Origin of the sequence: Pseudoroseomonas ludipueritiae, assembly GCF_014490445.1 — a bacterium.
GTDB classification, from domain to species: Bacteria; Pseudomonadota; Alphaproteobacteria; order Acetobacterales; family Acetobacteraceae; genus Pseudoroseomonas; species Pseudoroseomonas ludipueritiae.
Genome location: NZ_JACTUZ010000015.1, coordinates 31854 through 56391 on the forward strand (window position 1 = coordinate 31854; position 24538 = coordinate 56391).

Annotated in this window: 26 protein-coding genes and 3 pseudogenes; 14 read left to right on the forward strand and 15 right to left on the reverse strand. The window is 65.2% G+C overall.

Features of this window, described 5'->3' with window-relative positions:
• The first annotated feature begins 10 nt into the window (after positions 1 to 10).
• The 4 genes from IBL25_RS06420 to IBL25_RS06435 all read left to right on the forward strand — a co-directional run bounded on the left by IBL25_RS06420 (position 11) and on the right by IBL25_RS06435 (position 3806).
• Positions 11 to 1183, forward strand: a complete 1173-nt coding sequence (locus tag IBL25_RS06420; RefSeq protein WP_187777730.1) for a thiolase domain-containing protein — start codon at positions 11 to 13, stop codon at positions 1181 to 1183.
• A gap of 4 nt (positions 1184 to 1187) precedes the next feature.
• Positions 1188 to 1583 (forward strand): Zn-ribbon domain-containing OB-fold protein, encoded by a 396-nt coding sequence (locus IBL25_RS06425; RefSeq protein ID WP_187777731.1) that lies wholly within the window; start codon positions 1188 to 1190, stop codon positions 1581 to 1583.
• A 15-nt stretch (positions 1584 to 1598) separates the two neighbouring features.
• Positions 1599 to 2513, forward strand: a complete 915-nt coding sequence (locus IBL25_RS06430) for an SDR family NAD(P)-dependent oxidoreductase (protein ID WP_187777732.1) — start codon at positions 1599 to 1601, stop codon at positions 2511 to 2513.
• A gap of 75 nt (positions 2514 to 2588) precedes the next feature.
• Positions 2589 to 3806, forward strand: a complete 1218-nt coding sequence (locus IBL25_RS06435; protein WP_187777733.1) for an ABC transporter substrate-binding protein — start codon at positions 2589 to 2591, stop codon at positions 3804 to 3806.
• 43 nt (positions 3807 to 3849) lie between these two features.
• Here the strand turns inward: IBL25_RS06435 and IBL25_RS06440 are convergent, their stop codons facing one another.
• From IBL25_RS06440 to IBL25_RS06455, 4 genes are all read right to left on the reverse strand, one after another.
• Positions 3850 to 4851 (reverse strand): Bug family tripartite tricarboxylate transporter substrate binding protein, encoded by a 1002-nt coding sequence (locus IBL25_RS06440; protein WP_187777734.1) that lies wholly within the window; start codon positions 4849 to 4851, stop codon positions 3850 to 3852.
• 91 nt (positions 4852 to 4942) lie between these two features.
• Positions 4943 to 5749: an IclR family transcriptional regulator gene (locus tag IBL25_RS06445; protein WP_187777735.1), complete on the reverse strand. Its 807-nt coding sequence runs from the start codon at positions 5747 to 5749 to the stop codon at positions 4943 to 4945.
• 385 nt (positions 5750 to 6134) lie between these two features.
• Positions 6135 to 7406, reverse strand: coding sequence for an MFS transporter (locus tag IBL25_RS06450; RefSeq protein WP_187777736.1), 1272 nt, complete (start codon positions 7404 to 7406; stop codon positions 6135 to 6137).
• A 118-nt stretch (positions 7407 to 7524) separates the two neighbouring features.
• Positions 7525 to 7662, reverse strand: a complete 138-nt coding sequence (locus tag IBL25_RS06455; RefSeq protein ID WP_187777737.1) for a hypothetical protein — start codon at positions 7660 to 7662, stop codon at positions 7525 to 7527.
• A gap of 78 nt (positions 7663 to 7740) precedes the next feature.
• Here IBL25_RS06455 and IBL25_RS06460 point away from each other — a divergent pair, with 78 nt between their 5' ends.
• A complete protein-coding gene (locus IBL25_RS06460) occupies positions 7741 to 7953 on the forward strand; it encodes a DUF1127 domain-containing protein (RefSeq protein WP_202986694.1) in 213 nt (70 codons plus the stop codon).
• A gap of 479 nt (positions 7954 to 8432) precedes the next feature.
• Here the strand turns inward: IBL25_RS06460 and IBL25_RS06465 are convergent, their stop codons facing one another.
• Positions 8433 to 8618, reverse strand: a complete 186-nt coding sequence (locus IBL25_RS06465) for a hypothetical protein (protein WP_187777738.1) — start codon at positions 8616 to 8618, stop codon at positions 8433 to 8435.
• A 1081-nt stretch (positions 8619 to 9699) separates the two neighbouring features.
• Between IBL25_RS06465 and IBL25_RS26665 the strand changes: the two genes are divergently transcribed.
• Together IBL25_RS26665 and IBL25_RS27495 are read left to right on the forward strand one after the other, a co-directional pair.
• Positions 9700 to 9891, forward strand: coding sequence for a hypothetical protein (locus IBL25_RS26665; protein ID WP_202986695.1), 192 nt, complete (start codon positions 9700 to 9702; stop codon positions 9889 to 9891).
• Positions 9888 to 9980 (forward strand): annotated as a pseudogene (locus tag IBL25_RS27495) (hypothetical protein); the annotation flags it as partial. The gene IBL25_RS26665 and the pseudogene IBL25_RS27495, both read left to right, overlap by 4 nt.
• 100 nt (positions 9981 to 10080) lie before the next feature.
• Here the strand turns inward: IBL25_RS27495 and IBL25_RS06475 are convergent.
• The gene (locus IBL25_RS06475; RefSeq protein WP_187777739.1) at positions 10081 to 10731 is read right to left on the reverse strand and encodes a LysE family translocator; all 651 of its coding nucleotides are present in this window, start codon (positions 10729 to 10731) and stop codon (positions 10081 to 10083) included.
• A gap of 120 nt (positions 10732 to 10851) precedes the next feature.
• Positions 10852 to 11475 carry an FMN-binding negative transcriptional regulator gene (locus tag IBL25_RS06480; protein ID WP_187777740.1) on the reverse strand — a complete coding sequence of 208 codons (624 nt, stop codon included), beginning with the start codon at positions 11473 to 11475 and terminating at the stop codon, positions 10852 to 10854.
• Between the two features lie 109 nt (positions 11476 to 11584).
• On the opposite strand from IBL25_RS06480, the gene pdxR reads away from it, so the two are divergent.
• Together pdxR and IBL25_RS06490 are read left to right on the forward strand one after the other, a co-directional pair.
• Entirely contained in the window at positions 11585 to 13042 is a 1458-nt protein-coding gene (gene pdxR / locus IBL25_RS06485; RefSeq protein WP_367615568.1) for a MocR-like pyridoxine biosynthesis transcription factor PdxR, read from the forward strand.
• Positions 13043 to 13377: 335 nt separating this feature from the next.
• On the forward strand, positions 13378 to 14418 hold the full coding sequence (locus IBL25_RS06490; protein ID WP_187777742.1) for an amino acid ABC transporter substrate-binding protein: 1041 nt from the start codon (positions 13378 to 13380) through the stop codon (positions 14416 to 14418).
• 84 nt (positions 14419 to 14502) lie between these two features.
• Here the strand turns inward: IBL25_RS06490 and IBL25_RS06495 are convergent, their stop codons facing one another.
• Complete coding sequence (locus tag IBL25_RS06495; protein ID WP_187777743.1) at positions 14503 to 15237, reverse strand: TetR/AcrR family transcriptional regulator C-terminal domain-containing protein; 735 nt, start codon at positions 15235 to 15237, stop codon at positions 14503 to 14505.
• Between the two features lie 164 nt (positions 15238 to 15401).
• Between IBL25_RS06495 and IBL25_RS06500 the strand changes: the two genes are divergently transcribed.
• The 4 genes from IBL25_RS06500 (at position 15402) to IBL25_RS06515 (ending at position 21676) form a co-directional block, all read left to right on the forward strand.
• Positions 15402 to 16790 (forward strand): aminotransferase family protein, encoded by a 1389-nt coding sequence (locus tag IBL25_RS06500; RefSeq protein ID WP_187777744.1) that lies wholly within the window; start codon positions 15402 to 15404, stop codon positions 16788 to 16790.
• 18 nt (positions 16791 to 16808) lie between these two features.
• Entirely contained in the window at positions 16809 to 18401 is a 1593-nt protein-coding gene (locus tag IBL25_RS06505; RefSeq protein WP_187777745.1) for an ABC transporter substrate-binding protein, read from the forward strand.
• Positions 18398 to 20575: a N,N-dimethylformamidase beta subunit family domain-containing protein gene (locus tag IBL25_RS06510; RefSeq protein ID WP_194433630.1), complete on the forward strand. Its 2178-nt coding sequence runs from the start codon at positions 18398 to 18400 to the stop codon at positions 20573 to 20575. Before IBL25_RS06505 ends, IBL25_RS06510 begins: the two co-directional genes overlap by 4 nt.
• A gap of 849 nt (positions 20576 to 21424) precedes the next feature.
• Positions 21425 to 21676, forward strand: coding sequence for a hypothetical protein (locus IBL25_RS06515; protein WP_187777746.1), 252 nt, complete (start codon positions 21425 to 21427; stop codon positions 21674 to 21676).
• A gap of 168 nt (positions 21677 to 21844) precedes the next feature.
• Here the strand turns inward: IBL25_RS06515 and IBL25_RS06520 are convergent, their stop codons facing one another.
• The 7 genes and pseudogenes from IBL25_RS06520 to IBL25_RS27505 all read right to left on the reverse strand — a co-directional run bounded on the left by IBL25_RS06520 (position 21845) and on the right by IBL25_RS27505 (position 23921).
• Positions 21845 to 22195 carry a hypothetical protein gene (locus IBL25_RS06520; protein ID WP_187777747.1) on the reverse strand — a complete coding sequence of 117 codons (351 nt, stop codon included), beginning with the start codon at positions 22193 to 22195 and terminating at the stop codon, positions 21845 to 21847.
• Positions 22149 to 22304, reverse strand: a complete 156-nt coding sequence (locus IBL25_RS27235; protein WP_187777748.1) for a tripartite tricarboxylate transporter permease — start codon at positions 22302 to 22304, stop codon at positions 22149 to 22151. The genes IBL25_RS06520 and IBL25_RS27235 overlap by 47 nt, the downstream gene beginning before the upstream one ends.
• Positions 22305 to 22381: 77 nt before the next feature.
• The gene (locus tag IBL25_RS27500) at positions 22382 to 22600 is read right to left on the reverse strand and encodes a tripartite tricarboxylate transporter permease (RefSeq protein WP_187777749.1); all 219 of its coding nucleotides are present in this window, start codon (positions 22598 to 22600) and stop codon (positions 22382 to 22384) included.
• Between the two features lie 70 nt (positions 22601 to 22670).
• Positions 22671 to 22820: a tripartite tricarboxylate transporter permease gene (locus IBL25_RS27240; RefSeq protein WP_187777750.1), complete on the reverse strand. Its 150-nt coding sequence runs from the start codon at positions 22818 to 22820 to the stop codon at positions 22671 to 22673.
• A pseudogene (locus IBL25_RS27245) lies at positions 22820 to 23113 on the reverse strand (tripartite tricarboxylate transporter permease); the annotation flags it as partial. The gene IBL25_RS27240 and the pseudogene IBL25_RS27245, both read right to left, overlap by 1 nt.
• A gap of 356 nt (positions 23114 to 23469) precedes the next feature.
• Positions 23470 to 23685 (reverse strand): hypothetical protein, encoded by a 216-nt coding sequence (locus IBL25_RS06545; protein WP_187777752.1) that lies wholly within the window; start codon positions 23683 to 23685, stop codon positions 23470 to 23472.
• Positions 23655 to 23921: a tripartite tricarboxylate transporter substrate-binding protein gene (locus IBL25_RS27505; protein WP_187777753.1), complete on the reverse strand. Its 267-nt coding sequence runs from the start codon at positions 23919 to 23921 to the stop codon at positions 23655 to 23657. Before IBL25_RS27505 ends, IBL25_RS06545 begins: the two co-directional genes overlap by 31 nt.
• Positions 23922 to 24241: 320 nt before the next feature.
• Here IBL25_RS27505 and IBL25_RS06555 point away from each other — a divergent pair.
• Positions 24242 to 24485, forward strand: a pseudogene (locus IBL25_RS06555) (transposase); the annotation flags it as partial.
• Positions 24486 to 24538 lie beyond the last annotated feature (53 nt).

A 24538-nucleotide genomic window follows, 5' to 3' on the forward strand; every position in this document is an offset into this window, starting at 1 on the left:
GAGTGAAGCATTGAGTATCCGAGGCAAGGCCTGCATCGTCGGGGCCTACGAGCATCCGGCGCGCAAGGCCGAGGACAAGAGCACAGCCCAGTTGCATGCCGAGGTGGCGCTGGGCGCGCTACGCGATGCCGGGCTGACGCGCGCCGATGTAGACGGCTATTTCTGTGCTGGCGATGCCCCGGGCATGGGGCCGCTCAGCATGGCGGATTACATCGGGCTCAACGGGCTGCGGCATGTCGATGCCACGGATGTTGGCGGCAGTTCCTATCTGCTGCATGTCAGCCACGCGGCGCAGGCAATCGCGCTGGGCCGCTGCAATGTCGCGCTGATCACCCTCGCAGGGCGCCCGCGCGCCGAAGGCGTGGCCACCGGCACGGCGCCTCGCGCCGGCAACCCTGCGCAGCCGGATGTGCAGTTCGAGTATCCCTACGGCGCCGCAATTGCGAACATGTATGCCATGTGTGCCAAGCGCCACATGCACGAGTTCGGCACCACCAGCGAGCAGCTGGCCTGGATCAAGGTGGCGGCCAGTCACCACGCGCAGCACAACGAACATGCAATGCTGCGCAAGGTGGTGACGGTGGAGGAGGTGGTGAACTCACCGTTGGTGGCCGACCCGCTGCACCGGCTGGACTGCTGCGTCATCAGCGATGGCGGCGGCGCGCTGGTGGTGACCCGGCCGGAGATCGCGCGCAGCCTGAAGCGGCCGGTGGTGACGGTGCGTGGCGCGGGCGAGGCCGTGAAGCACCAGATGGGCGGCGAACTGGACCTGACTTATACCGGCGCCCGCTTTTCCGGCGCCCGTGCCTTCGAGGAAGCAGGCGTGACGCCGGCGGATATCAAGTACGCCAGCATCTATGACAGCTTCACCATCACCGTGCTGCTGCAGTTGGAAGACCTCGGCTTCTGCGAAAAGGGCAAGGGCGGCGCCTTTGTGGCGGATGGCAACCTGATCAGCGGCGTGGGCCGGCTGCCCTTCAATACCGATGGCGGCGGGCTCTGCAACAATCATCCGGCCAATCGTGGCGGCATCACCAAGGTGATCGAGGCGGTGCGGCAATTGCGGGGTGAGGCGCATCCGGCGGTGCAGGTGAAGAACTGCGACCTGGCGCTGGCACATGGTACGGGCGGCTCGCTCGGCACCCGCCATGGCAGCGCCACGCTGGTCCTGGAGAGGGGTTGAAGCCATGAGCCAACAAGCTGCGCAGCGCGTGCCGCCCTCCCCCGTGCCGGACCCCTCGACCCGCGCCTTTTGGGATGCAGCACGGGAGGGAAAGCTGCTGATCGGCCGCAACAGCCGCACAGGGCGCGTGCATTACCCGCCCCGTCCTGTCTGCCCCTTCGATGATGAGGGTGAGGTGGAATACGTCCCAGCCAGCGGCAAGGGCACGATCTACAGCTTCAGCATCATGCGGGCCAAGACGCCCTATGTGATCGCCTACGTGGAATTGGCTGAGGGACCACGCATCATGACCAATATCGTCCGTTGCGACATGGCGGCGCTGCAGGTCGGCCAACCCGTGCGCCTGACCTTCGTGGACAGCGAAGGCGGACAACCCATCCCGATGTTCACCCCTGCCTGAGGATTGTTCCACACCATGTCCATGTTGGAAGGAAAGGTCGCGATCGTCACCGGCGCCGGCGGCGGCATCGGTCGGGAGATCGCATTGGCCATGGCGCTGGCAGGCGCGAAAGTGGTGGTCAACGATATCGGCGCCTCCCTCACCGGTATCGGGGAAACTTCCGCCACGCCGGGGGAGCAAACCAAGGCGATCATTGAGCAGCGCGGCGGCCAGGCCATCACGAATACCGATAGCGTGGCCGAATGGGAGAGTGCCCAACGCATCGTTGCCAGCGCCATCGAGGCCTTCGGGCGGGTGGATATCGTGGTCAACAACGCGGGTATCCTGCGTGACCAGATCTTTCACAAGATGACGCCGGAGGAATGGCGTGCCGTTATCGACGTGCACCTGAACGGCAGCTTCTATATGTCTCGCGCGGCGGCAGGCCATTTCCGCGCACAGGGCTCGGGCGCCTATGTGCATATGACCTCCACTTCTGGCCTGATCGGCAATACCGGGCAAGCTAACTACTCCGCCGCCAAGCTGGGAGTTGCGGCGCTGTCCAAATCCATCGCGCTGGACATGCACCGCTTCGGCGTGCGGTCCAACTGCATCGCGCCTTTCGCCTGGAGCCGCATGACCAGCTCCATTCCGGCGGAAACGCCGGAGCAGAAGGCACGGGTGGAGAAGCTGAAGCAGATGACACCCGAGAAGAACGCGCCGCTGGCCGTCTTTCTGGCCAGTGACGCCGCGAAGGACGTAAACGGCCAGATCTTCGCTGCACGCAACAACGAGATATTTGTCTTCAGCCAGCCGCGCCCGCTCCGCAGCACTCATCGCGGTGAAGGCTGGACACCGGAGCTGATTGGGGAGCAGGCTATGCCAGCCCTGCGCGCGCAGTTCCTGCCGCTGGATCGCAGCCCGGACGTGTTCTCCTGGGACCCGGTCTAGTTCATTCCTGAGGCGGGGATGCATGGCGGGGGAGCTTCGGGCCCAGAACAACAACAATACGGGGAACAAACAGGAATGTTCGGACGCAGAGTGCTTCTGGCCGGTGCGGCTGTCGCGCCATTCGGCCTCCGCCGGGCACGGGCCCAGGTCCGGCCTATCCGCCTGGGCGTGCTCGGCGATTTTTCCGGGCCCTACCGGCATCTGTCCGGCCCCACCGCCGTCGCCTGCGTGAAGCAGGCGGTGGAGGATTCAGGCATTCTCCAGAAGGGCATCGCGGTCGAGGTCATTCAGGCCGACCATCAGCAGAAGGCGGATGCGGGGCTGGCCACGGCGCGCGAATGGTTCGACCGCGGCGGCGTCGATGTGGTGCTGGAGGTCAATAACTCCTCCATCGCGCTCGCCTTGAACGCATTGGTGCGGGAGAAGGACAAGATCCATCTCAATACCGGCGCGGCCACCTCGGAATTGACAGCCAAGGCCTGTAGTCCCAACACCATCCAGTGGACCTACGACACCTATATGCTCGCCCGCTCCTCCGGAGTGGCCACGGTGCAGGCAGGGGCCGGCACTTTCTTCATCATTGCCGCCGACATGGCTTTCGGCCACCAGATGGAGCGCGACGTCACGAGGTTCGTGGAAGCCGGGGGCGGCAAGGTGGTCGGCTCCCTGCGCCACCCCTTCCCAGGCACGACGGACTTCTCCTCCATGCTGGTCCAGGCGCAGCGCAGCCGGGCCAAGGTTGTCGCCTTTGCCAATGCAGGAACGGATTTCATCAACTGTGTGAAGCAGGCTCACGAATTTGGCTTGGTGGCACGGGGGCAGAAGCTGCTGGGCACCATTGCCTTCGTCAACGATGTTAAGTCGCTGGGGCTGGAAACGACCAAGGGCCTGTTGCTGACCGAGAGCTTCTACTGGGACCTCAATGACCGCACCCGTGCCTTCACCAAGCGCGTGCTGCCGAAGACGCCGGACAATTATCCCAACCAGACCCATGCCGGAAATTATTCGGCTGTCATCCACTACCTCAAGGCCGTGTCGGAAGTGGGCGCGGCGCGGGCTAAGGCGTCCGGGCGCGAGGTGATCGAGGTGATGCGCCGCATGCCCACGGATGACGATGCCTTTGGTGCCGGCAGCATCCGTGTGGATGGACGGCATCTGCATGACGTGCATCTCTTCGAGGCCAAGGCACCCGCGGAATCCACCCATCCCTGGGACCTGCTGAAGCTCGTACGGACTACGCCGGCAGCCGAGGCCTTCCGCCCCCTCTCGGAAGGCGGCTGTTCCCTGGCTTGAAGCGGCTCATCGGGCGGCGCCAGTCGCGCCGCCCGGCCTCTCGTCAGCCGATATCCATCCGCAGCCCCTCCTTCCGCACCACGCCGCCCCATTTCTCGATTTCGGCCCGCACGAAGGCGCTGTATTCGGCGGGCGTACCGTAAGTGGGCACGCCGCCCATCTCGGCGAAACGCCGCTGAGTCACCGGCAGTGACAGCAAGGCCTTGATCTCGGCGTTCAAGGCGTCGACCACCGGTTCTGGCGTGCCGGCAGGCAGGAAGGCGCCGAACCAGGTGCTGACATCGTACTCTGCCAGTTCCGGCATGGTCTCCCGTAGCGCGGGGAGCTCTGGCATCTGTGGATTGCGGTCGGCGCTGGTGACGCCCAGCCCCCGCACCTGCCCTGCCCGAATCTGCTCGACGGAACTGGTCAGGTTGTCGAAGCCGAAATGCACGTCGCCCGCGACCATTCCCACCATGGCCGGCCCGGCGCCGCGATAATGCACTGCGGTGGCTTGCGTGCCGGTCAGCTGGTGGAACCATACGCCCGAGAGGTGCGGCGACTGCCCTGGGCCGGACGTGCTGTAGTTCAGCTTTCCAGGATTTTCCTTCAGGTAGCGCACGAATTCGGGAACCGTGCGGACCGGCAGCGAGGGATGCAGCATCAGGGCATTCGGGCCCCGGATCATGTTGGAGACCGGGATGAGTTGCTCCGGCTTGTAGGACAGGCCACGGAACAGGGAATAGGCGATGGCCTGCGGGCCTATATTCCCGATCAGGATGGTATGGCCATCTGGCTTGGCGCGGACCACCTCCGCCGCGCCCAGGGTTCCGCCGGCACCGGAGCGGTTGTCCACTACCACGGGCTGGCCCCAGCGTTCCTGCAGAAAGGGTGCCAGTATCCGGCCCATGATGTCGGTGGTACCGCCGGCAGCGGCGGGCACGACGATGCGGATGGGCTGGCTAGGCCGCCATAGGCCCTGGCTGCGGGAGAGGCGGGGGGCCGCCAACCCGCCCATCAGCAAGGCGCCGCGCCATAACAGGACACGACGGTCAAATCGGGTCATGGTCGTCCTCCTTCGCGGTCGGCCTGTTCCGGCGATCCGCTTCGGAGATTTAGCGGCAAAATCCTCCTGGAGTCATTCCAAATCAGGAATGCTATTCAGCATTCAGCAAAGGACGCGGAAAAAGCGCCTTACCTGTCAGCTCCGCCAGTTCCCGTAGCTCCGCCCCGAGCTGGGATGACAGCGCCGGATCGTATTGCGCCGTGATGGTGATGCCGCTGATGCCGAAGCGGGGCCTGCTCTCCTGGTCCTTCACCAGCGCCGCAATCGTGGTCAGCCCAAGGTAGAGATGACCGGAATCGATGCTCCATCCACTCTCCTGGGCCTGTTGCACATCCGCCCAATAGTCCTCGAAACTCGGTGGAGACTGCCAGCGGAGAGCAGAGAAGCGCCGGCGAAGTTCCTCTTTCTCCAATGCCAGTGCCGCCGCCACGCAGCGCCCAACAGCGCCGACCAGCATGGGCAGCCGGATGCCGACGGCCATCTCGACCCGCACGGCTGCCGGACTATAGGCGCGGTCGATCAAGACGATGTGCCCGTCCTCCGTCACACGCCAGAGCACGATGATCATCTCGTACTTCAGGGCAAGCTGCTGCAACTCGGGCCGGATGAGTTCGGCATGGCTCATTCCCAGCAGGCCCGCAGCCAGCTCGGCCACCGCGAGACCCAGCGCATAGGTCTTGTCCTTCTCGTGGAAGGAGACGTAGCGCGCCCGGGTCAGGGTCCGCAGGATGTTGAAGCAGGTGCTGACGCTGATCCCCGTGCCGCGCGCAATGGCTGCCACGCCCAGGGGCACGGTGGCAGTGGAGAGATAGCGCAGGATGCCGATGGCATGGACCACGGCGCCCACATCACGCTGGCCCGTCACTTTCTGGGGTGGAGGAGGAGAACGCTCGCCCATTCGACAGCCTACTCTGACACTGGAACCACTCTACGGCGGCGGAAGGGCTTCGCAAACGTGGCCGCCCTCTCTCCGCCGGCTGGGACGTCGAGGCGGCACGAGCCGCCGTGTTTGCATGGGCCGGGTAGCTACCGCAGGGTCAGACCATTATCAACGAGGCTCTGCCTCGAGGCTCGAACCACCTTGCCCTGGCCTGGCCTTTTTGATGGTGGCCAGCATCTCCAGGAGCGCAGGCTGTGCCGCCATCATGCGCTGACTTCCGCGGAACGTCAGGTCCATCTTTCGCACGCCACTGAGGCTCCTCAGAACATACTCTGAAATTCTTCAAAGCCGCGCTTCTGGTCTGAAGAGGTCAAGATGGCGGCTCGTATGGCGGAGTGAAGTTTCAGCCGTTGAGCGTACTGCCTTCGCCACAGTCCGTGCTGGCGAGCGAAGCGGAGGAGTCTCTCGCCTCAGGCTTGGTTCGACGGCCAAGAACCGCCACGCTGACCAGGCCGAAGCCAGCCAGCTGAGCCGCCATCAGGCAGAAGGCGAGGCCATAGCTGCCGCTCCAGGACACGAGCAGCGTGAAGATCAGCGGCCCGCAGATTGATCCGACGAAGCCGAAGAGGCTGGCGGCGGAAGTCACATCACTGACCAGGGAGAGCGGCGCGACACGTGCGAGTTCCGCCATATGCACACCGTTCCAGCCGATGGCGGTGAAGCCCACCAGTGCCGCACAGCCGTAAAGGGCCCAGGCGTTTTCCCCACCAATCGTCACCAGCAGCACAACAGCCAGAGCCGAGGCTACTGCCTGCATGGCGAGGTGCCGCAAGGCCTGCCCCATGCGGTCGGCCAGCCAACCCAGGACGACACGTCCGATCATGCTGGCAAGCTGCATCGCCGTGACGATCAGCCCCGCCTCGGTCAGGGAAGCATCGTGTCGGGTCATGGCATAGGTGGCGGTGAAAGCCATCAGGCACGCCTGTACCATGGAGAAGGAGGCGCCAAGAGCCGTCAGCAGCGGCAACGAGGAATGTGCGCGAAGGGTTCCGACGGAGCGCCCCAGCGCTCTCGGTGAGAGCAATGCGCGTGCCCAGCCCGGTTGCCCCTCGCCTCTTTCGGCATCAAGCCGCTGCCGGAAGGGCTGCACCAGGAGGATCGTCGCCAACACGATGCCGATCACGACACCCAGTGTGACCGTCAGGCCCTGTGCCAGGACCAGCGGCGCCAGCACCAAGCCTGCCAGGGCGCCGCCCAGGGGAACGCCGGCCTGCTTGATCGAGAAGATCAGCGTACGGTGCCGGGGAGGCGCCGCGCGGATCAGGATCTGGCTACCCGCTGGTGTGTTGTGGCCGGTACCGAAGCCGACCGCCAGCGCGCCCAGCAGCCCGAGCAGGCCCAGCGGCTGCGACAGCGCAAGCAGCCCAAGCGCCATGCAAGCCAGGCCGATCTGCAGCGTGCGTACCGGCCCGTGATGGCCGAGCATTAGCCCGCCGCAAGCCAGGCACCAGCAGATGCCGGCCGATGTCAGGGCGGAAACCAGCCCGATGCTCTCCGGCGGCAAGCCCGCACGCGCCATCAGCGGCGGGCCCAGCAATGGAACGGCGAGGGAGGCGAAGGAACTGACGGTCTGGACAATCAAGGTCGCGACCAGCGCGCTGACCCATAAAGGCAATCTCAATGTCCGCTTCCACTCTTCTGCTCACCTGGTCTTGCATGCGCCAGGTCCGCCCAGGACTGTGCCGCGAGCGGTGCACTCCGCCTAGGTGGCATCGTCCCATGGCTACCGGCTGTTAGTCCGAAAGGACTTCAGGACCAAGCCCAGCTCCGGCCTTCGATGAAGCGGGCAGGCTGGAAGATCTGCTGCCTTCCCAGATGCCGGTCACGGCCAGGGCTTCCGGACGGCCATCAAAATTGATGATGCCAAACATCAAATCAATTCGTTTCCTTGATGGGGCCTGCAGCCCTATCTTCCAGTCATCCCAAGGCTTCGGGCACAGGAGATCACCATGGCAACGCAGAGCATCTTTGCCTCAGGCTTCGCACCCGGCCACGCTACCCTCAACCTGCGACGGGCCTGGATGGCAGCCAGCGCCATGCTTCAGGCGCGGCAGACCCGCCGGTTGCTCGCTAAGATGGACAGCCGCCTCCTTGCCGATATCGGTGCCAGCCGCGCCGATGCGGCTATGGAAGCCAACCGTTCGTTCTGGGACATCCGCTGAACAGGGCGAATTCTGCGGGCCGTAAGATCAGCAGGCACAAACAACCAGCTTCGTCGTGCAAGGCAGAATAACGGTGCGCCAAGGGGGTTCAGGCGCTTGCAGAGGCTAATATGTTGTCGTCGACCATCTCTCGGCCGAGATGCTTCTCCATCCTGCCGAAAGCTCCAGTGATCGACGGACCCGACAAGGCCAGCAAAAGGCATGTTGGGCCGTTCAGAAGCTCCCTGTCGCGATGCCAAAGGTCAGGGCAATGAGCAGGCCCCAACCCAGCCCAGCCAAAGCTTTGCTGATCGTCATGCTCAGCTCCCCTGCGTGATATGATGGCCTAACCATCTCCTCACTCGGAGGTTCCGCCAGGAGTTGACGGGACCAACCCGCAGATCCCGCCAGCCCCGTGGTCATGGCCGTGAGCACCTTCCTTCGCGAGGCAGCACTGAACAGATGCCTCGCCTTCCCCGGCTGCCTTTCAACGAGGCTGGTCAGAAGTTCTTCTGCAATTCAACCAGAACCCGGAAATCGGTCTCGCTGCCCCCTACCCCAATACCCACCCCGGCAGCGAGAATGAGCCCGGCCGGCAGGATCTGCCGCGTCCCGAGTTCGATGAACTGATCCGCACGCCTGCGTTCGGAATCCTGTTCCCGCGAATACCCGACAAAGATGCCCATCGCACGTGCAATAGGCACACCCAGCGCGGCCGATACGGCATAACAATTCCGCCGCTCATCCTCATCTGATGAAGGCCTGGACTGAAGGGCAAGGGCGGCCGCGCCACCAGGCTCCAGAGCCGTGCGGGCATCCTCTACCGGCCTGTGCATGCGCAGGGCCTGAGAAAACAGCCATACTAAGCACGACACAGGACACGGCGCTGAGCATGCGGACTGATTCGGCTGCGGGACGTCATGATGTTTTGATTACGCAATGAATTCACGCTAACGATTCTTGGAGGCCTTAATAGCTGGGCGGTATACGGGGGCCATCCGCCCTCATTCCGTCAATGGCTGCCGCACGGAGCGGGGGATGCGTCACGCAGGGACAGTGCGAACAGGGGGGCTTTCCTCGATGCCGCTGCCCGCAGCCGATGACGCCCTGGTTTCGTGACGCCCGCGTGCCTATCTCCCGAACATGTCCCGCAAAAGCACTGCCAACCCCTTTGCCGCTTACATCTGGTTGGCTGAAGCCAGTTGGGTCTGCGCAATGCACAGCGCCCAGCTCTGGGCCAACCCCGCCCAGGCCAGTGCACGCCTGGCCGTCCTTTGGTCCGAGAAGCAGCAGGCCTTCGCCGTGGGGGCCACGAAGGCCGGTCTGGCAGCCATGCGTGGTGCCAAGCCTGATGCCGTCGCGAAGGCCGCCATGGCACCAGCGCGCCGCCGCGTCAGGGCGAATGCAAGAAAGCTGCAGAAGGGTTAGCGGCATTACGGTCATGGCTAAGATGCCTAGCCGCGAGCAATGGTGCCGGCATCGTGCTGGGGCCCGACTCATCTGGGCACCCCCGGCCGTGACAGGCTTTCGCTCCACTCCGCATCAGAGCACCTTCAGAAGAAGCCGCCCTGGCTGGTGGCTTGAAGCATGACAGGCCAATGAAGGCTGCCGCGCTTGAACATGTGCCCAAGCGGAAGCTGATAGAGAATCAGCCTATCGCCTCGATATGCTTGGCTGCAACAACAAGCATGATGAGATGGTAGGCACGCCGGAGGGAGATCTGGTGCCAAAGTTGCAATCGTGACAAGGGATACGTTGGGTATTGGCTTGGCCAGCACCGAGGCGATAGTGGCGGCAGGTTCACGCGTGGTGACGGTGGACCGTGACAAGAACGGCCTGATGGCGCTTCACCACAGGCATGGCGATGCGGTCATCCCTCTGGCACTGGATCTCCTCGATCCACAGGAAAGCTCGATACCCTGCACGCGAATGCAGGAAGCTACCCGGGCGGTGACCTGACTGAGACAGATCCGGCGGCAATCGACCGGATGATGAATCTGAACGTGAACGTCGTCATGAAGAATGCGCGGGACGCGCCGCATCTGATCGAGCGGAGATCTGGCGATACCATCGTCACCAGCTCCCTTGCTGCCCACAAACTTCGACCTTTAAGGTGCCACGAGGGAGCGGAGCGTGAAGGCAGCCGGATCAGGCGGTTGGCCGTTTCGCCAAGGACAGGCCAATGCCAAGTGCGATCATCGCGCCTCCTGACGCTTCCCGCAGGCGCCGGATCAAACTGGGGTGTGCTGCCGCACCATTCCGGATGCTACCCGCCGCGACAGCAACCGCGATATCCACAAGGGTATTGAGCGTGACCGAGATGAAGCCCAGCCACACGAACTGCAGTGCCACATGGCCCTGATCCGGGTTCACGAACTGCGGAATGAAGGCCAGGAAGAAGGCCGCCGTCTTCGGGTTTAGCGCCTCGACCAATATGCCTTCGCGGAAGGCTCGCGGGGGGCCGACAGGCGACGCCACGTCCCCACCATCCAGGGCCGCGGAGGCGTCCCGGCGGGCGGACTGGAAGGTGCGAAAGCCGACCCAGACCAGGTAAGCGGCTCCAATCAGCTTCAAGGCGGTGAAGAGCTCCGCACTCGCGAGTACAAGGGCGGAAACGCCCAGGCTGCCGGCAAGGACATGGACCATGCCCCCCAACCCGGTGCCGAAGCTGGAGGCCACGCCCTCTGCCCGGCCGCCCGCGAGGGAACGTGCGGCAACATAAAAGATGCCGGGGCCTGGCGTGATGGCGAGCGCCAGGGCGGCAAGGAAGTACAAGGCCAGTTGGCCGGGATCTGGCATATTGAAGGACTCCCTCGGGATCGGGGTTTGGCGTAGCGGGCACGAGCGGGCGCGGAGCTGCATTCATCTGGGAAGCCGCGCCTGCCGGGTATCATGCCGGCACGCCATCTCCATTCGGCGTCAGACCGGGATCAATGCCGCCACGGTGCGGTCGGAAGCCTGCTCGCTTGCCGCCAGTGCGGCCGCGACCCCCACCCGATCCTCAAGGCTGCGGTTCTGGCTCATCTTCCGCTTGCCCTCCAGGCGCGCGATCGGCAGCCGCAGGCCGACGATGCCCTTGAGCTGAGCGCGAATGAAGGCCTCCGGCGCATCGGTCACGGCCCAGGGCTCGGCGCGGGCCTGCTCATGCCGGTTCGTCAGCCGCGTGACGACCTCCAGCAGGCGGTCGGCATCCTCAAAGAACTCAGCCGCGCCATAGGCATGGACGGCGATGTAGTTCCAGGTCGGCACCACCTTGTGGTGCTCCTTCTTGGAAGAATACCAGGAGGGACTGACATAGGCATCCGGCCCCATGAACAGCGCCATGGCCTCGCCCGCCGGTGGCAGTTTCCACTGCGGGTTACCCCGTGCCAGGTGACCATAGAGCGTCCCGTAGGGGCCTTCGTCCGCCGCCAGGAAGAGCGGCAGAGGCGTGGCGATCAGGCCCTCGGCCGTGGCGGTGACGAGGTTCGCCAGGCGCACCTCCTGCATCGTCCCATGCAGGGCAGCAAGGTCGTCCTCACGAAAGGCGGGCGGGACATACATCGACGGCGGCTCCAGAAACAGGCTGGACCATGCTCTTGGATTGGCCCACAAGAAATATCCAGTTCTTCAGAAAATGGGTGGGCCAGTTCCAGGCGCCATGATGGATGACGTGCCGGAACGGATCACCCGGAGAATCTGCGAGGCGATCAAGACGCAAATAGCCTCCGGGCTGCTTGCCCCCGGCGCCAGCCTGCCCTCAACCCGGTCCCTGGCCGCGGAATGGGGTGTCTCACGGACAACGGTCACAGCCGCCTATGACCAGTTGATCGCGGAGGGATACCTGCAAACCCGCCAGGGCGCCCGGGCGAGGGTGGCGGAGGGCCTTGGCTGTTCCTCCGCCCAGCCCGGGCAGCCCGCCTCCCCGCCCAGCCCTCATCGCCTGTCGACTTTCGGGCAGCGGCTGGAGGCTTTCCCGCTCCCCTCCCTCGCCAGTGCGGAAGGCCTGGTGACGGATTTCCGCTATGGAGACCTCTCGGCCGCCGACTTCCCGCTCCCTGCCTGGAGAAAGGCCATCACGGGCGCTCTGCTGCGCCGAAAGCCGCGCCTCCGCTATGATGACCCTTGTGGAGCATCCGAACTCCGGCTGGCATTGCAAGGCTACCTGTGGCGGGCCCGTGGCCTGCGCTGCGAGCCGGAGCAGATCATCGTGGTCAATGGCTCGCAACAGGGGCTCGATCTCTGCGCGCGGCTGCTGCTCGACCCTGGAGACCGCGCCGTGATGGAAGATCCCGGCTACAATCTCGCGCGTCAGGTCTTCCTGGCGGCGGGGGCGGAACTGGTACCCGCGGCCGTCGATCATGAGGGCATGCGAACGGCGGGCCTCCCGCTGGCACGCCTGGCCTATGTCACGCCGTCCCACCAATTTCCCTTGGGCGGGGTGATGCCGGCTGGCCGGCGGCAGGAACTCCTGGCCTGGGCACAGCACGCCGGCGCCTATGTCATAGAGGATGATTACGACAGCGAGTACCGTTTCGACATCGCTCCCGTCCCTCCCCTCCAGGCCATGGATGGCGTGGGGCGGGTCATCTACCTCGGAACCGTTTCGAAGACACTCTCGCCGACGCTGCGCCTCGGCTATCTCGTTGTTCCATTGGTCTTGTCGGCGGCCTTCGCCAAGGCGAAGCGGCTTGCTGACAGGCACGCTCCCGGCCTGGAGCAGGAGGCCCTGGCCGAGTTGATCGGCAGCGGCGCCTATGAACGGCATGTCCGCCGCGTCCGCCGCCGCAATGGCGAGCGTCGTGCAGCCCTGCTGGCGGCCCTCTCCACCGATCTGGGAGAGGCGGTAGCGGTATCCGGCGCCGACGCCGGCCTGCATATCGTCGTCTGGCTGCAGCAGGTGCCAGGGGCGCAGGAGGAGGAGTTTGTTGCCCATGCCCGCGCGGCGGGCCTCGGCCTTTATCCTGTCAGCCCCCTCTATGCTTCCGCTCCGGCGACCGGGCGGCCTCAGGCCGCCGGGTTGGTCATGGGCTATGCCAGCCTTGATGAACGGGCCATCAGCCGTGGAGTTCGGATGCTGCGGCAGGTCCTTGAAGCCTTCACGGCCCAGGGCGGTAAGGCCGGTGGATGATGCTGACCGCCATGCCGGAGACCAAGGCCGCAATTGTTACGATTCTGATAAGACCCGGCACCGCACGGTCAGGCCTAGCCTGCCGGTCTCCCGCCCCGCACAAGCTGTCCACCCGGTCATCCACAGCTATGTCCCCGTAAACTGTGGACAAGCCCCGGCCGGCCGCATGAAGGGCAGCCGGGTTCCGGCAGAGCCTGGGCAGGCGCCCGCTACCAGAGGTAGCTTGGCCGGCTTCCGGCCGCTCTTCCGGCATAGGCAGAATGCCGCCGCTCCCTGTTACCCACCGCCATGCCGGACGTTGTGCCCGCACCAGGGACACGGACGGAGATGCGAAGATGCTATCACGAAAGGGGTTCTGGCACCGCCTGGCGGGGTTGGCGCTGGGGGTGTTCGGTGCCGTGGGCGGAGCGGCGGCCCAGGGCGGCGCCCCCGCCGACACCCTGGCGGCGGTGAAGCAGCGGGGACAACTGGCCTGTGGCGTCTCCACCGGCGTGGCCGGCCTGTCCCAGGCGGATAGCCGGGGTGAATGGCGGGGCATCGATACCGACTTCTGCCGCGCCGTCGCCGCGGCGGTGCTGGGCGATGCCGGCAAGGTGCGCTTCGTTCCCACCACGCCGCAGAACCGCTTCACTGCCTTGCAGTCAGGCGAGGTGGACCTGCTGGCGCGCAACACCACCTTCTCTTTCGGCCGGGACGTTGGCATCGGCCTCTCCTTTACCGGCGTGCTGATGCATGACGGGCAAGGCTTCATGGTCAAGAAGGCCCTTGGCGTTTCCTCAGCCAAGGAGCTAGACGGCGCCACCGTCTGTCTGCAGCCCGGCACCACAACGGAGCTGAACCTGACCGACTGGTTCCGCGCCAATAACCTGAAATTCACCCCGGTCGTGATCGAGAACTTCCAGGAGGTGGTGGGCGCCTTCCTGGCCGGCCGCTGCGATGTCTACACCACCGATCGGTCCGGCCTCGCCTCCACCCGCACCGCTCAGGCCGACCGTGCGGCGGATTACGTCATCCTGCCCGAGACCATCAGCGCCGAGCCGTTGGGGCCGCTGGTGCGCAAGGGCGACTGGCGCTGGTTCGACATCGTGCGCTGGACCGGCAATGCGCTGGTGGCGGCGGAGGAACAGGGCGTCACCGCCGCCAATGCCGAGAGCCGCCGCAACGATGCGAACCCCGAGGTACAACGCCTGCTTGGCACCAGTGGCGATTTCGGCAAGGCCCTGGGGCTGGAGAATGGCTGGGCACTCGGCGCCATCAAGGCCGTCGGCAACTACGGTGAGATCTGGCAGCGCAACCTGGGTCCACTGGGCCTGCAGCGGACGCAGGACCGTCTGGCGCGCGACGGCGGCCTGATGTGGTCTCCACCTTTCCGCTAGATTGATGGCGGCAGGGGCGGCCGCATCCGCCGCTCCCGCCAGCTTGCCCGGAAGGAGGCCCACCCTGCTTCAGCAGCCGGGTCTTCAACCCGCGCCAGCGCCACGGGGGCGGGGAAGCGATGCTTCCAGCCCACCGATGATGCAGTTCACGAAGATCTCGAAGCTGCTGTCCATCGGCGCGGCCGCGCCATTCTGCCACCGCAGGATAAAGGCACGATTGGTGAGGCGGGGAAGAAGCCGCACCAGATTGGGGTAACGCGCGGCATCAGCCTCAGCCAGGTTGGCCTGGATGCTGGATTGCCATGACGGAAGGTCCTCCGTCGGCATCCGCGCCAGTTCCTGCGTCACAAAGCCCACGAGCGCGGCCTGAATGGCGTTGTACGTCTCGCAGAGGCGCTCTTCCGGCACCCCCGCCTCCACCAGCACGGAGAGTACCGCTTCGACCAGGGCGAAATCCGGCCGGAGGTTGGAGACAGTATCGGCCCCGATCAGGGGTGCCGTATTGGGATGCCGCCGCACCGCATCGCGAAAGCGGGTGAACAGGCTGCGGAGCCATTCCTGCCAACCCTGGTTCGGCAGGCGAGGTGGCACGCTGTCCTGAAGCACCAGCCGGATCACCTCCGCCACGACTGCATCGCGGTTGCCGATATGCCAGACGATCACGCTCCCATTGACGCCGAGACTTCGCGCCAGGCCGCGGAGGCTGAAGGCTGACAGGCCCTTGGCGTCGATCTCTGCGAGCGCCGCCTCGACAATCGCCTCGCGGCTGAGCCCTACCGCAACAGGCGCGGCGCGGGGTGGCTTAGGGTTTCGTGACAAGCTTTTCCTGACCTTCCGACTTCCCCTTGCTTCTCATGCTCATATCAAGCCCACCCCGGGCGAGGAAGTCTCTTGCGCAGCGCTCAAGAGTGCGATCAACTCGGCGCGCCCGGGGCGCCACAGCCACGGGGAACCAGACATCAGGCCAGAAGGCGAGGCTCTCCATGGATGGTGTGCGGACTTCTCCCGAGATCGGCTTCGGCCTTCAGGCCTTCACGCGCCCGCCCGGTGCGCCTCCCCTCCCCCGCATCGCGCGCGGCGAGGGCATCTGGCTGATCGATACGGACGGCAACCGTTATCTCGACGCCTCCTCCGGCCCGGTGGCGAGCAATCTCGGACACGGCCATCCCCGCATCCTGGCGGCCATGGAAGCTCAGGCGCGCCAAGCGGTCTTTGCTTATCCCAGCCAGTTCGAGAGCGCCGCCAATCTGGAATTCGCCGAGCGCCTTGGCCGCCTCGCGGGGCCGGGCCTCGACCGCGCCTTCATCGTCTCCGGCGGCTCGGAGGCCGTGGAGAGCGCCATCAAGTTCGCGCGGCAATACGCGGTCGCCACCGGCGAGGCCTCGCGCTGGAAAGTGATCGGCCGGCAGCCCGGATACCATGGCAATACCCTGGGCGCCCTGGCTGTCTCGGGCGACGACCATGCGCATGAGGTCTTCGGGCCATTGCTGCGCGCCGTGCCACGCGTGCCGGCGCCACTCAGCTACCGCCTGCCGGCCAATCATACAGTTGAAAGCCACGCCCGCGCCTGCGCCGCCGCGCTGGAGGAAGCGATCCTGCGTGAAGGGCCCGAGACGGTGCTGGCTTTCATCATGGAGCCTGTGGGCGGACTCGCGACCGGTGCGCTGGTGGCGCCGGATTCCTATTATGAAGCGGTGCGGCAGATCTGCACGCGTCATGGCGTGAAGCTGATCTTTGACGAGGTGATGAGCGGCGCCGGACGCACCGGCCGCTTTCTGGCCGCCGATCACTGGCCGGCGGCACGGCCGGATATCGTCGTAGTAGCCAAGGGCCTTTCCGCCGGCTACGCGCCGCTCGGCGCCACGCTTGTTTCGGCCGAGATGGTGCGGGTGCTGGCGGAATCCGGCGGCTTCATGCACGGCTTTACCTATAATGCCCATGTGATGAGCTGCGCCGTCGGCGCGGCCGTGCTGCGGGAGATTGAGGAAGCCGACCTGGTTGGCAATGCCGCCCGGATGGGCAAGTTGCTGCGTCAGCGGCTGGAGGCCCTGGCGACGCGGAGCCCCATCATCGGCAATGTGCGAGGCAAGGGCCTGCTGATGGCCGTCGAGCTTGTCGCCGACCGCCAGACCCAGCAGATGATCCCGTTGGAGAAGGTGGCGCCGGAGCGTGTGAAGCAACTCGCGCTGCGGCGCGGGCTGGCGCTCTACTGCCGCCGCACCTCCCGCGGGGCTTATGGCGACTGGCTGATGCTTTCTCCGCCATTGACCATCACGGCGGAAGAAATCGACATTCTCGCGGATCGGCTCGGCGCCGTTCTGGATGACTATGCATCCGAGCTGCGGAGCGAAGGCGTAATCCGCTCGTCCTAGCCACAGGGGAACAAGGCCATGCGTCAGAAGATCACGCGCCGCAGTGCGCTCCTGCTGGCGGGCGCAACGCTCGCGGCGCCATCCCTCTCGCGCGCCCAGCGCGCCGACCCGCGCGTGCTGCGCTTCGTGCCGCAGGCCGCGCTCTCCATCACCGACCCGGTGGCATCGCTGGCTGGCGTCGCGGTGAACCATAGCTACTATGTCTATGACACACTCTATGGCATGGACGCCAAGATGCGTGTGACGCCGCAGATGGCCGAGGGACACAGCGTCTCCGATGATGGCCTGACCTGGGCCATCCGGCTGCGCGAAGGGCTGTTCTTCCACGACGGCGAGGCAGTGCGGTCGCGCGACTGCGCCGCCAGCCTACGCCGCTGGTGCAGCCGCGACACTTTCGGCCGTACGCTGGGCAGCGCCGTCGTGGAATGGCAGACGCCGGACGACCGCACGCTGGTTATCCGCCTCTCCCGCCGCTTCCCCCTGCTGCTGGATGCGCTGGCCAAGCCCGGCACCAGCCCCGCCTTCATCATGCCGGAACGCATCGGCAATACGGAGGCGACCAAACCCTTCACCGAGGTCATCGGCTCAGGCCCCTACCGCTTCGCGGCTGATGAATTCGTTCCCGGCAGCCGTGCCGCCTACCGGAAGTTCGACCGCTATGTGCCCCGGCAGGAAGCGCCGGAATGGACCTCGGGCGGCAAGGTCGTGCATTTCGAGCGTGTCGAGTGGGTGATGATGCCCGACCAGGCCACTGCTGCCGCCGCGTTGCAGGCTGGCGAGGTGGATTGGTGGGAACAGGTGGGTGCCGACCTCATCCCGCTGCTGCGCCGCAACCGCGACATCACCATCGCGAATGGCGACCCGGCCGGCTACATGGGCGTGCTGCGCTTCAACCACCTGCATCCGCCCTTCAACAACCCCAAGGCGCGCCAGGCCGTGCTCGCCGCCGTCAGCCAGCCCGACTTCATGGGCGCAGTGACGAATAGCGACGAAACAGCCTACAATGTCTGCCATTCCTTCTTTCCCTGCACGACGCCTTACGGCCGCGCCTCCTCGCCGGACCCGATGGCGGAGGGGAATCTGGAACGCGCCCGCGCCCTGCTGAAGGAAAGCGGCTATGCGGGGGAGAAGGTGATCCTTCTCAACCCATCGGACTTCGCCTCTATCGCGCCCTTCGGGCTGATCGCGCATGACCTGCTAGCCCGCATTGGCTTCAATGTCGAACTGGTCTCGACCGATTGGGGCAGCGTCCTCGGCCGCATTGTCCAGCGCAAGCCAATCTCCGAGGGCGGGTGGAGCGTCTTCCCCGTGTGGTGGAGCGGCATGGGTATCGTCACGCCCAGCCAGAATGCGCTCATCCGCGGCCAAGGCGACGGCGGTTGGACCGGCTGGTACGAGAGCAAGGAGATGGAAGCCATGAACGGGCGATGGCTCTCCGCCGAAACGGAGGAAGAGCGCATGCGGATCGGCGATGAGATGCAGGCTCTTGCCTTCCGCGATGTGCCGACCGTGCCGCTAGGGCAGTTCTTTATCCGCACCGCTTATCGCAGGTCACTCACTGGCATGTTGGAAGGCCCCCGTCCCGTGCCCTGGAACCTGCGCCGGGCATGACGGGAATGCTGCCGCCTGTCACAGGCTATCTCGACCGCCTCTCCCGCCGCCCGGGCGAGCAGATCACCGCGCATGTCAGCCTGCGCCGCCCCGGCCGCTGCCGTGCGCGGCTGGTGCGGGTGGTTTCAGCCGATCCCAACCCGGCCGGGCCGGGGCTGGACCTGCGGCCGGTAAGGGGCTTCGACCACCGCTTCGAAGGCCGGCACCAACCGGTGCAGCTTGGCTCCTGGGGCTTGGTGCGGGGCGGTCCGCGCCTGGAGGCTGGACAGGCACGTTGCTGGGCGGTGCTGCTGCAACTGCTGGCGGAACTTCCAGCCGCCACGGTGCTGGCGGCCGAGGGCGGGCCAGACAGCGTCGTGATCCGCGCCGGTGCGGAAGGCGCCGAGGCCGAGATGGTCTTTGGCGGCACCACCATCCGTCTGCGGACGGAAACGCCGCTGCGGGCGGCGGTATGGTATCGCCTTTGGCTGTCGCATGACCCGGCCACGGGGCGGATGGTGCTCGGCCAGGCGCCACTGGGCGCGCCGGGCGCCGTGGCTGTCACGGCACAGGCCGCGGTGGGCGAGGCCGCTCCCGTCAGCGCCATTACCTTCGCCGCGCGGAATGCCTCGGCGCCGCGCGACCATTTCACCGGCAAGGTCGAGGACCCGCTGGTGGCAGCGGCCTTTGTTGAAGCCTGGCCCGACCCACTCCGCCTTGCCGCCCCAGCGGAAAGCCTGCGCGCGCGCTGGGATTTCTCGGACGGCATCACGACCGAGCAGGTTACCGACACCGGCCCCCACGCGCTGCACGGCAACCTGATCAATCTCCCCACGCGCGGGGTGGTCAGCGCCGCCTGGACCGGTGACGAGACTTGCTGGCGCCATGCCCCCGCTGAATACGCCGCCATCCATTTCCATGCCGACGACCTTAGCGATTGCGGGTGGGCACCCTCCTTCACCTTCGATGTACCGGAGGAGATGCGAAGCGGCGCCTATGCCTTCCACCTGACCTGCGAGGATGGCGAGGACTGGCTGCCCTTCTACATCCTGCCCCGCCGGGAGGGACCGCATGCCCCGGTTGCCTTCCTGGCCTCCACCTTTACCTACCAGGCCTATGCCAACCATGCGCGCGGCAATGCCGATGCCGCATACAAGGAACGTGTCGCCACCTGGGGCGCCTACCCCCATAACCCGGACGATGTCGCGGCTTTCAGCCACTCGACCTATAATCGCCATCCCGACGGCAGCGGCATCTCGCTGTCTTCGCGGCTGCGCCCGATCCTGACGATGCGGCCGGGCTTCCTGACCTTCAACGATGCGAAGGGCTCCGGCCTAAGGCATTACCCCGCCGATTCCCACCTGCTCGCCTGGCTGGAAGCGCGCGGCATCGCATTCGATATCGTCACTGACGAGGACATCGACGATGAAGGCGAGGCACTGCTCTCGCCCTATCGCGTCGTCCTGACCGGCTCCCACCCCGAATACCACACCGGGCGGATGCTGGATGCGCTGACGGCCTATCGCGACCACGGCGGCAAGTTGTGCTACCTGGGCGGCAATGGCTTCTACTGGCGGATCGCGCGCGACCCTGCCCGCCCGCATGTGATCGAGATCCGCCGGGCCGAGGGTGGTATCCGCGCCTGGGCGGCGGAAGCCGGCGAATATTACCATCAGCTCGACGGCGCGTTGGGCGGATTGTGGCGGCGCAACCGCCGGCCGCCTCAGGCCCTGGTCGGCCTCGGCTTCAGCGCGCAAGGCCTCTTCGAAGGCACCTTCTACCGCCGCCTGCCAGCGTCGCAGGACCCACGCTATGCCTGGATCTTCGAAGGCGTGCCGGAGGTCATAGGCGATTACGGGTTGTCCGGCGGCGGCGCGGCGGGGTTCGAACTGGACCGTGCCGACTCGCGCCTCGGCACCCCACCCGGCACCGTGATCCTGGCCCGCTCGGAACAGCCGCCGGCCTCCTTCGTCACGGTGCCCGAGGAATTGCTTTCCCACATCGCGACCGTGACGGGGGAAAGCCCGGAAGCGCTGAAGCGCGCGGAGATCATCATCTTCGACGTTCCAGGCGGTGGTTCAGTCTTTGCTGTCGGCTCCATCACATTCTGTGGCAGCCTGTGGAACAGAACTGCCTTCGACGGCCCCGTCTCCCGGATGCTGGAAAATGTGGTGCGCCGCTTCGCCGGAACCTGACCGGAGCCGGTGCCACCCACGACCACGGCCCCTTTAGGTTCGGCAGGCCAGGCGCTCTCCCCAGCGCTTGGCCTGCCAAGAATCAGGAAGTTGGGAGAGATGAGTCCAGTACCATCGGCCGCCGTGGCCTTTCGCGAGCTTGGGCGACGCTGCGTCTTCTTCAGGAGCCTGGCAAGCACCGCGACCGCGTTATCCCTGGGACTGGTCCTGGGCTGAGCAACACCCGGCAGGGTCGAGGAGGTGCCCCGCTAAGTAGCCTCCGCCGAGTTGCGGACCACGGCCCTCAATGGTCAATGCGCCCTCCATCAGGCATCAGCACAGCTATCTGGCCACACCAATCTCTTCGCGCTGGATGCGGAACTGCGGCCACAGCCGCAGATGTCGCGCAAGTGAGAAAGGCACGGACGGCGCCAGCTGGTGTATGGCGCTGCCGCAGGGCCTGACCTTCCATGACGGCAGCCCGGTGGCCTCCGCTGATGTCGCTGCCTTTGTCCGGCGCTGAGCGGCACGGGGCAGCGGCAACCTTAAGCCGAATGGGCTTGGGCTGGCGGCCGAGCTTCTAGATGCCGGCACCTTCATCCTTAACCTCTCGGGTGATACACCGCTGTTGCTCTAGGCACTGGCCAAGCCCACAGCCTCCACCCTGTTCATCATGCGCGAGCGGGACGCGGCCACGGGTCCTATGAAGCCGGTGCGGGAGATCGTCGGCTCCGGCCCCTTCCGCTTTACCCGTGGCGCCTACCGGCCCCGAGGCCGGGTCATCTATCACCGCAACCCAGGCCGTGATGAAGTGGATGCATTTCCTGCGCCTGCATGATGCGCCGCAGGGTGGCTGGAACCTGTATCCATGTGGTCCTAGTTTCGGACCGGACAGGCCCCGTTGCAAGCTACGCACTGAACGCCAATTGCACCGATACCTCCTATACCGGCTGGGCCTATGCCACGCGGATCGAGGCGCCGAAAGATGAATGGGCTCGGGAGAATGACCCGACGCGCCGAGCGGCCATCATCCAGCCCATCCAGAAGGAAGCCCCACCCCGTATCCCGAACATTCCCCTGGGGCAGTTCTTCGCGCCATTGCCTATCGCAGAAAGATCGTGATCTTTCCCGGCAAGTCGGCACCCGTCTTCTGAAATATGGAGAAGTGGCAGGCGGGCCGGCTCATGAGCTTCTGCGCCGCCCCCTTCCCCCGAAAGTACATTGAAGGGGACCATCCCATCCCGCCCGGCAACCCGGGCCGCAGCGGTGTCGCGACAGCAGGGGGAGGTTCTAGGAACCTCCGTCCTGCACCACGGCTGGCCGTCTGCGCAGCACCGTTCCGCTCAGCAGCACGAGGGCCGCGATGATCAGGAAGGCCAACGCGATGGGCTGTTGCACGACTTCCGTCAGGTCGTCATCCGATATCAGGAGCGCTTGCCGGAGGGAACCTTCCAGCGTCGGCCCCAGTACGTAAGCCAGCATTAGGGCCAGATCGAAGCCGGCGCGCCGTAGCAGGAACCCCACAATTCCGAAGACAGCCGACAGCAAAACATCGAAGTGGTTGAGGCCGGTGCTCAGGTGCCGATCACGCAGATCAACAAGATTGCCGCGCCATGAAGCGCCGGGGCACTTCCAGCGCACGTACGAAGAACTCGACAAAAGGCAGGTTCAAGATGATCAGAATGAAGTTGCCGAAATACATGGAGGCAATGACGCCCCAGTAAAGCTCCGGCTGCCGCTCCAGGATCATCGGCCCAGGCTAGACCCCGTGCACCAGCAGCGCGCCCAGCAGCAAAGCCGTCACGGCATTGGAGGGGATCCCCGGAGTCAGCAGGGGAATAAGGCGCCTGCGGTGCCGCTGTTATTAGCGCTTTCCGGCCCGGCCACGCCCTCGACCGCACCCCTGCCAAACTCGTCAGAATGCTTCGTCAACCGCTTCTCGATGGCATAGGACAAGGAGGCGAGCACCGCGGCCCCATCAGGCAGAAGGCCCACAAAGAACCAAGCACCCATTCGCGTGCGATCGGCACTGCGCTGCGCTTCCATTCCCGCCGGTTCGGCATGAAGCCCCAGACACCGGACGGCGCGCGCAGGAGGTCCGGCTTCCTGTCACCGCTCAAGGCAAGGAGAAGCAGTTCCGAAAACCGAAGAGGCCGAGCGCAAGGGGTGCGATATTGATGCCATCCACCAGCGCCGGCAGGCGGAAGGTAAAGCGCGGCGTCAAGGCAATTGGGGAAAGGCCCACCGAGGCAAGAAAGAGTGCCATCAATGCCGCCTTGGCAATGCTGAAAGCCGCGAAAAAAGTGATCGGGAAAGGCCCACCAACATCAACGCCGCGTATTCCATAGGACCGAAGGCGGTGACAATCTCGGCCAGGGGCGGCGACAGCAGCATCACACCCAGCACGCCGAAGGTGCCTGCGATGAAGCTGCCGGTGGCCGCGATGCCCAGTGCGGCGCCCGCGCGCCCGTTCTTGGCCATGGCGTAGCCGTCGATGCACGTCACCAGCGAGGAAGCCTCGCCCGGAATCCGCATCAGCACCGAGGTGATCGTGCTGCCATAGGCAACGCCTTAATAGATGCCGGCGAGCAGAATACTCGTCCCTGTCGGGTCCAGTTTCGGGCTGATGGGCAGCAACAGTGCGATGGTTGTCGCAGACCCAATCCCAGCAACACCCCGACAAGCGTACCGAGAACCGCACCCAGCAGGCAGAAGCTCAGGTTCTGGAAGGTCAGCAGCACCGCAAAGCCGTGCAGCAGGCCGTCAATCATGCACCAACCTCCTCAGCCAAGGTGCAGCAAGCCAAGAGGAGCGACAAGACGCTCCACCGGCCCGTCAGGAAAGGCCATGCTAAGCGAGGTGCCAAAGAGCAGTACCACCGACAGCACCAACAAGGCGGCCTAGGTCAATGCTTCCTACCAGGAGCGGTTCTCGCCGACCCGCGCGACAAGCAATGTCGCGGCGAAGCTGGTGATGATGAAGCCCGGACAGGGCAGCAGGATGGCAACACCAAGCATCGCCGCGCCATAAGCCTGGAAGCAGCGCGAGCGCAAAGGCGACGCCTCGCCGCCCTTGAATGCCCCCTCTCCGGGGACAGCCATCACCCCGATGGAGGCGATTGCGATGAGCACCGCTCCTGAATATTGCCGTAGGGGCTCTCTGCTCGCACAGGGATGCCGTAGAGGAACCGTGCGATGCCGGGGAGATTGGAGAAACTGTCGAGATCGTAGCTGACCTCAAACAGATGCGGCGCAATGGCAAGGCCAGACATCGCCGCGCTGCAGATTGTATAGCCATCATGGCGCGACTGGGACGTCTGCGTGGGCGCTGTGGTGCCCTGCCCGACCGTGCGGTTCACGATCTGCACAGATACCTTGAGGATCTTCTCAGCTTCAGATGCTACAGCGCAGGTGCAGACGTCGATCGAGCTGCCGGCGCCATATGCAACGAAAACAGTAATCTCCTGCTAGGCCATGCAGCGTCGGCCAGTGAAGGCGCAAGCAGAGCATCGCCAGCAGCTATGATCGCTTGGCGTCTTCTCATCGTTCCCGTCAGGTTTTTCAGGCGGTTCAGGCGGACAATTTTAGCCCATTCTTGCGATGGTTACTGATGCGGCTGCCGTTCCATGAAAGAGCGACGCTTACGTTGCTTCTGAGCAGTGCTTAACGGTTATCAGTGCTGCGGCTGCCAGCCAACGCCGCCCAGGCACATGGCATCGAGCTGGAGGTGGTCAAGCTGCCAGCGGCCAAGCGCGGCTTCGTGTTGTTGCCGCGGCGCTGGGCTGTGGAACGCTCCTTTGCCTGTATCGGGCGACGCCGCCGTTTGATGAAAGTCTATTAGCGTTACGCCAGCACTCTTGCCGATCTCCAACCTCGTCGCCTTCGCTTGCATCGTACTCAGGCAGGCCGCTCAACTGGCCTCAGGTCCATAACAACCCTAAGGCCTGTTAGATCTTGATTGCTGTTCCCATGTTCTGGGTATGGC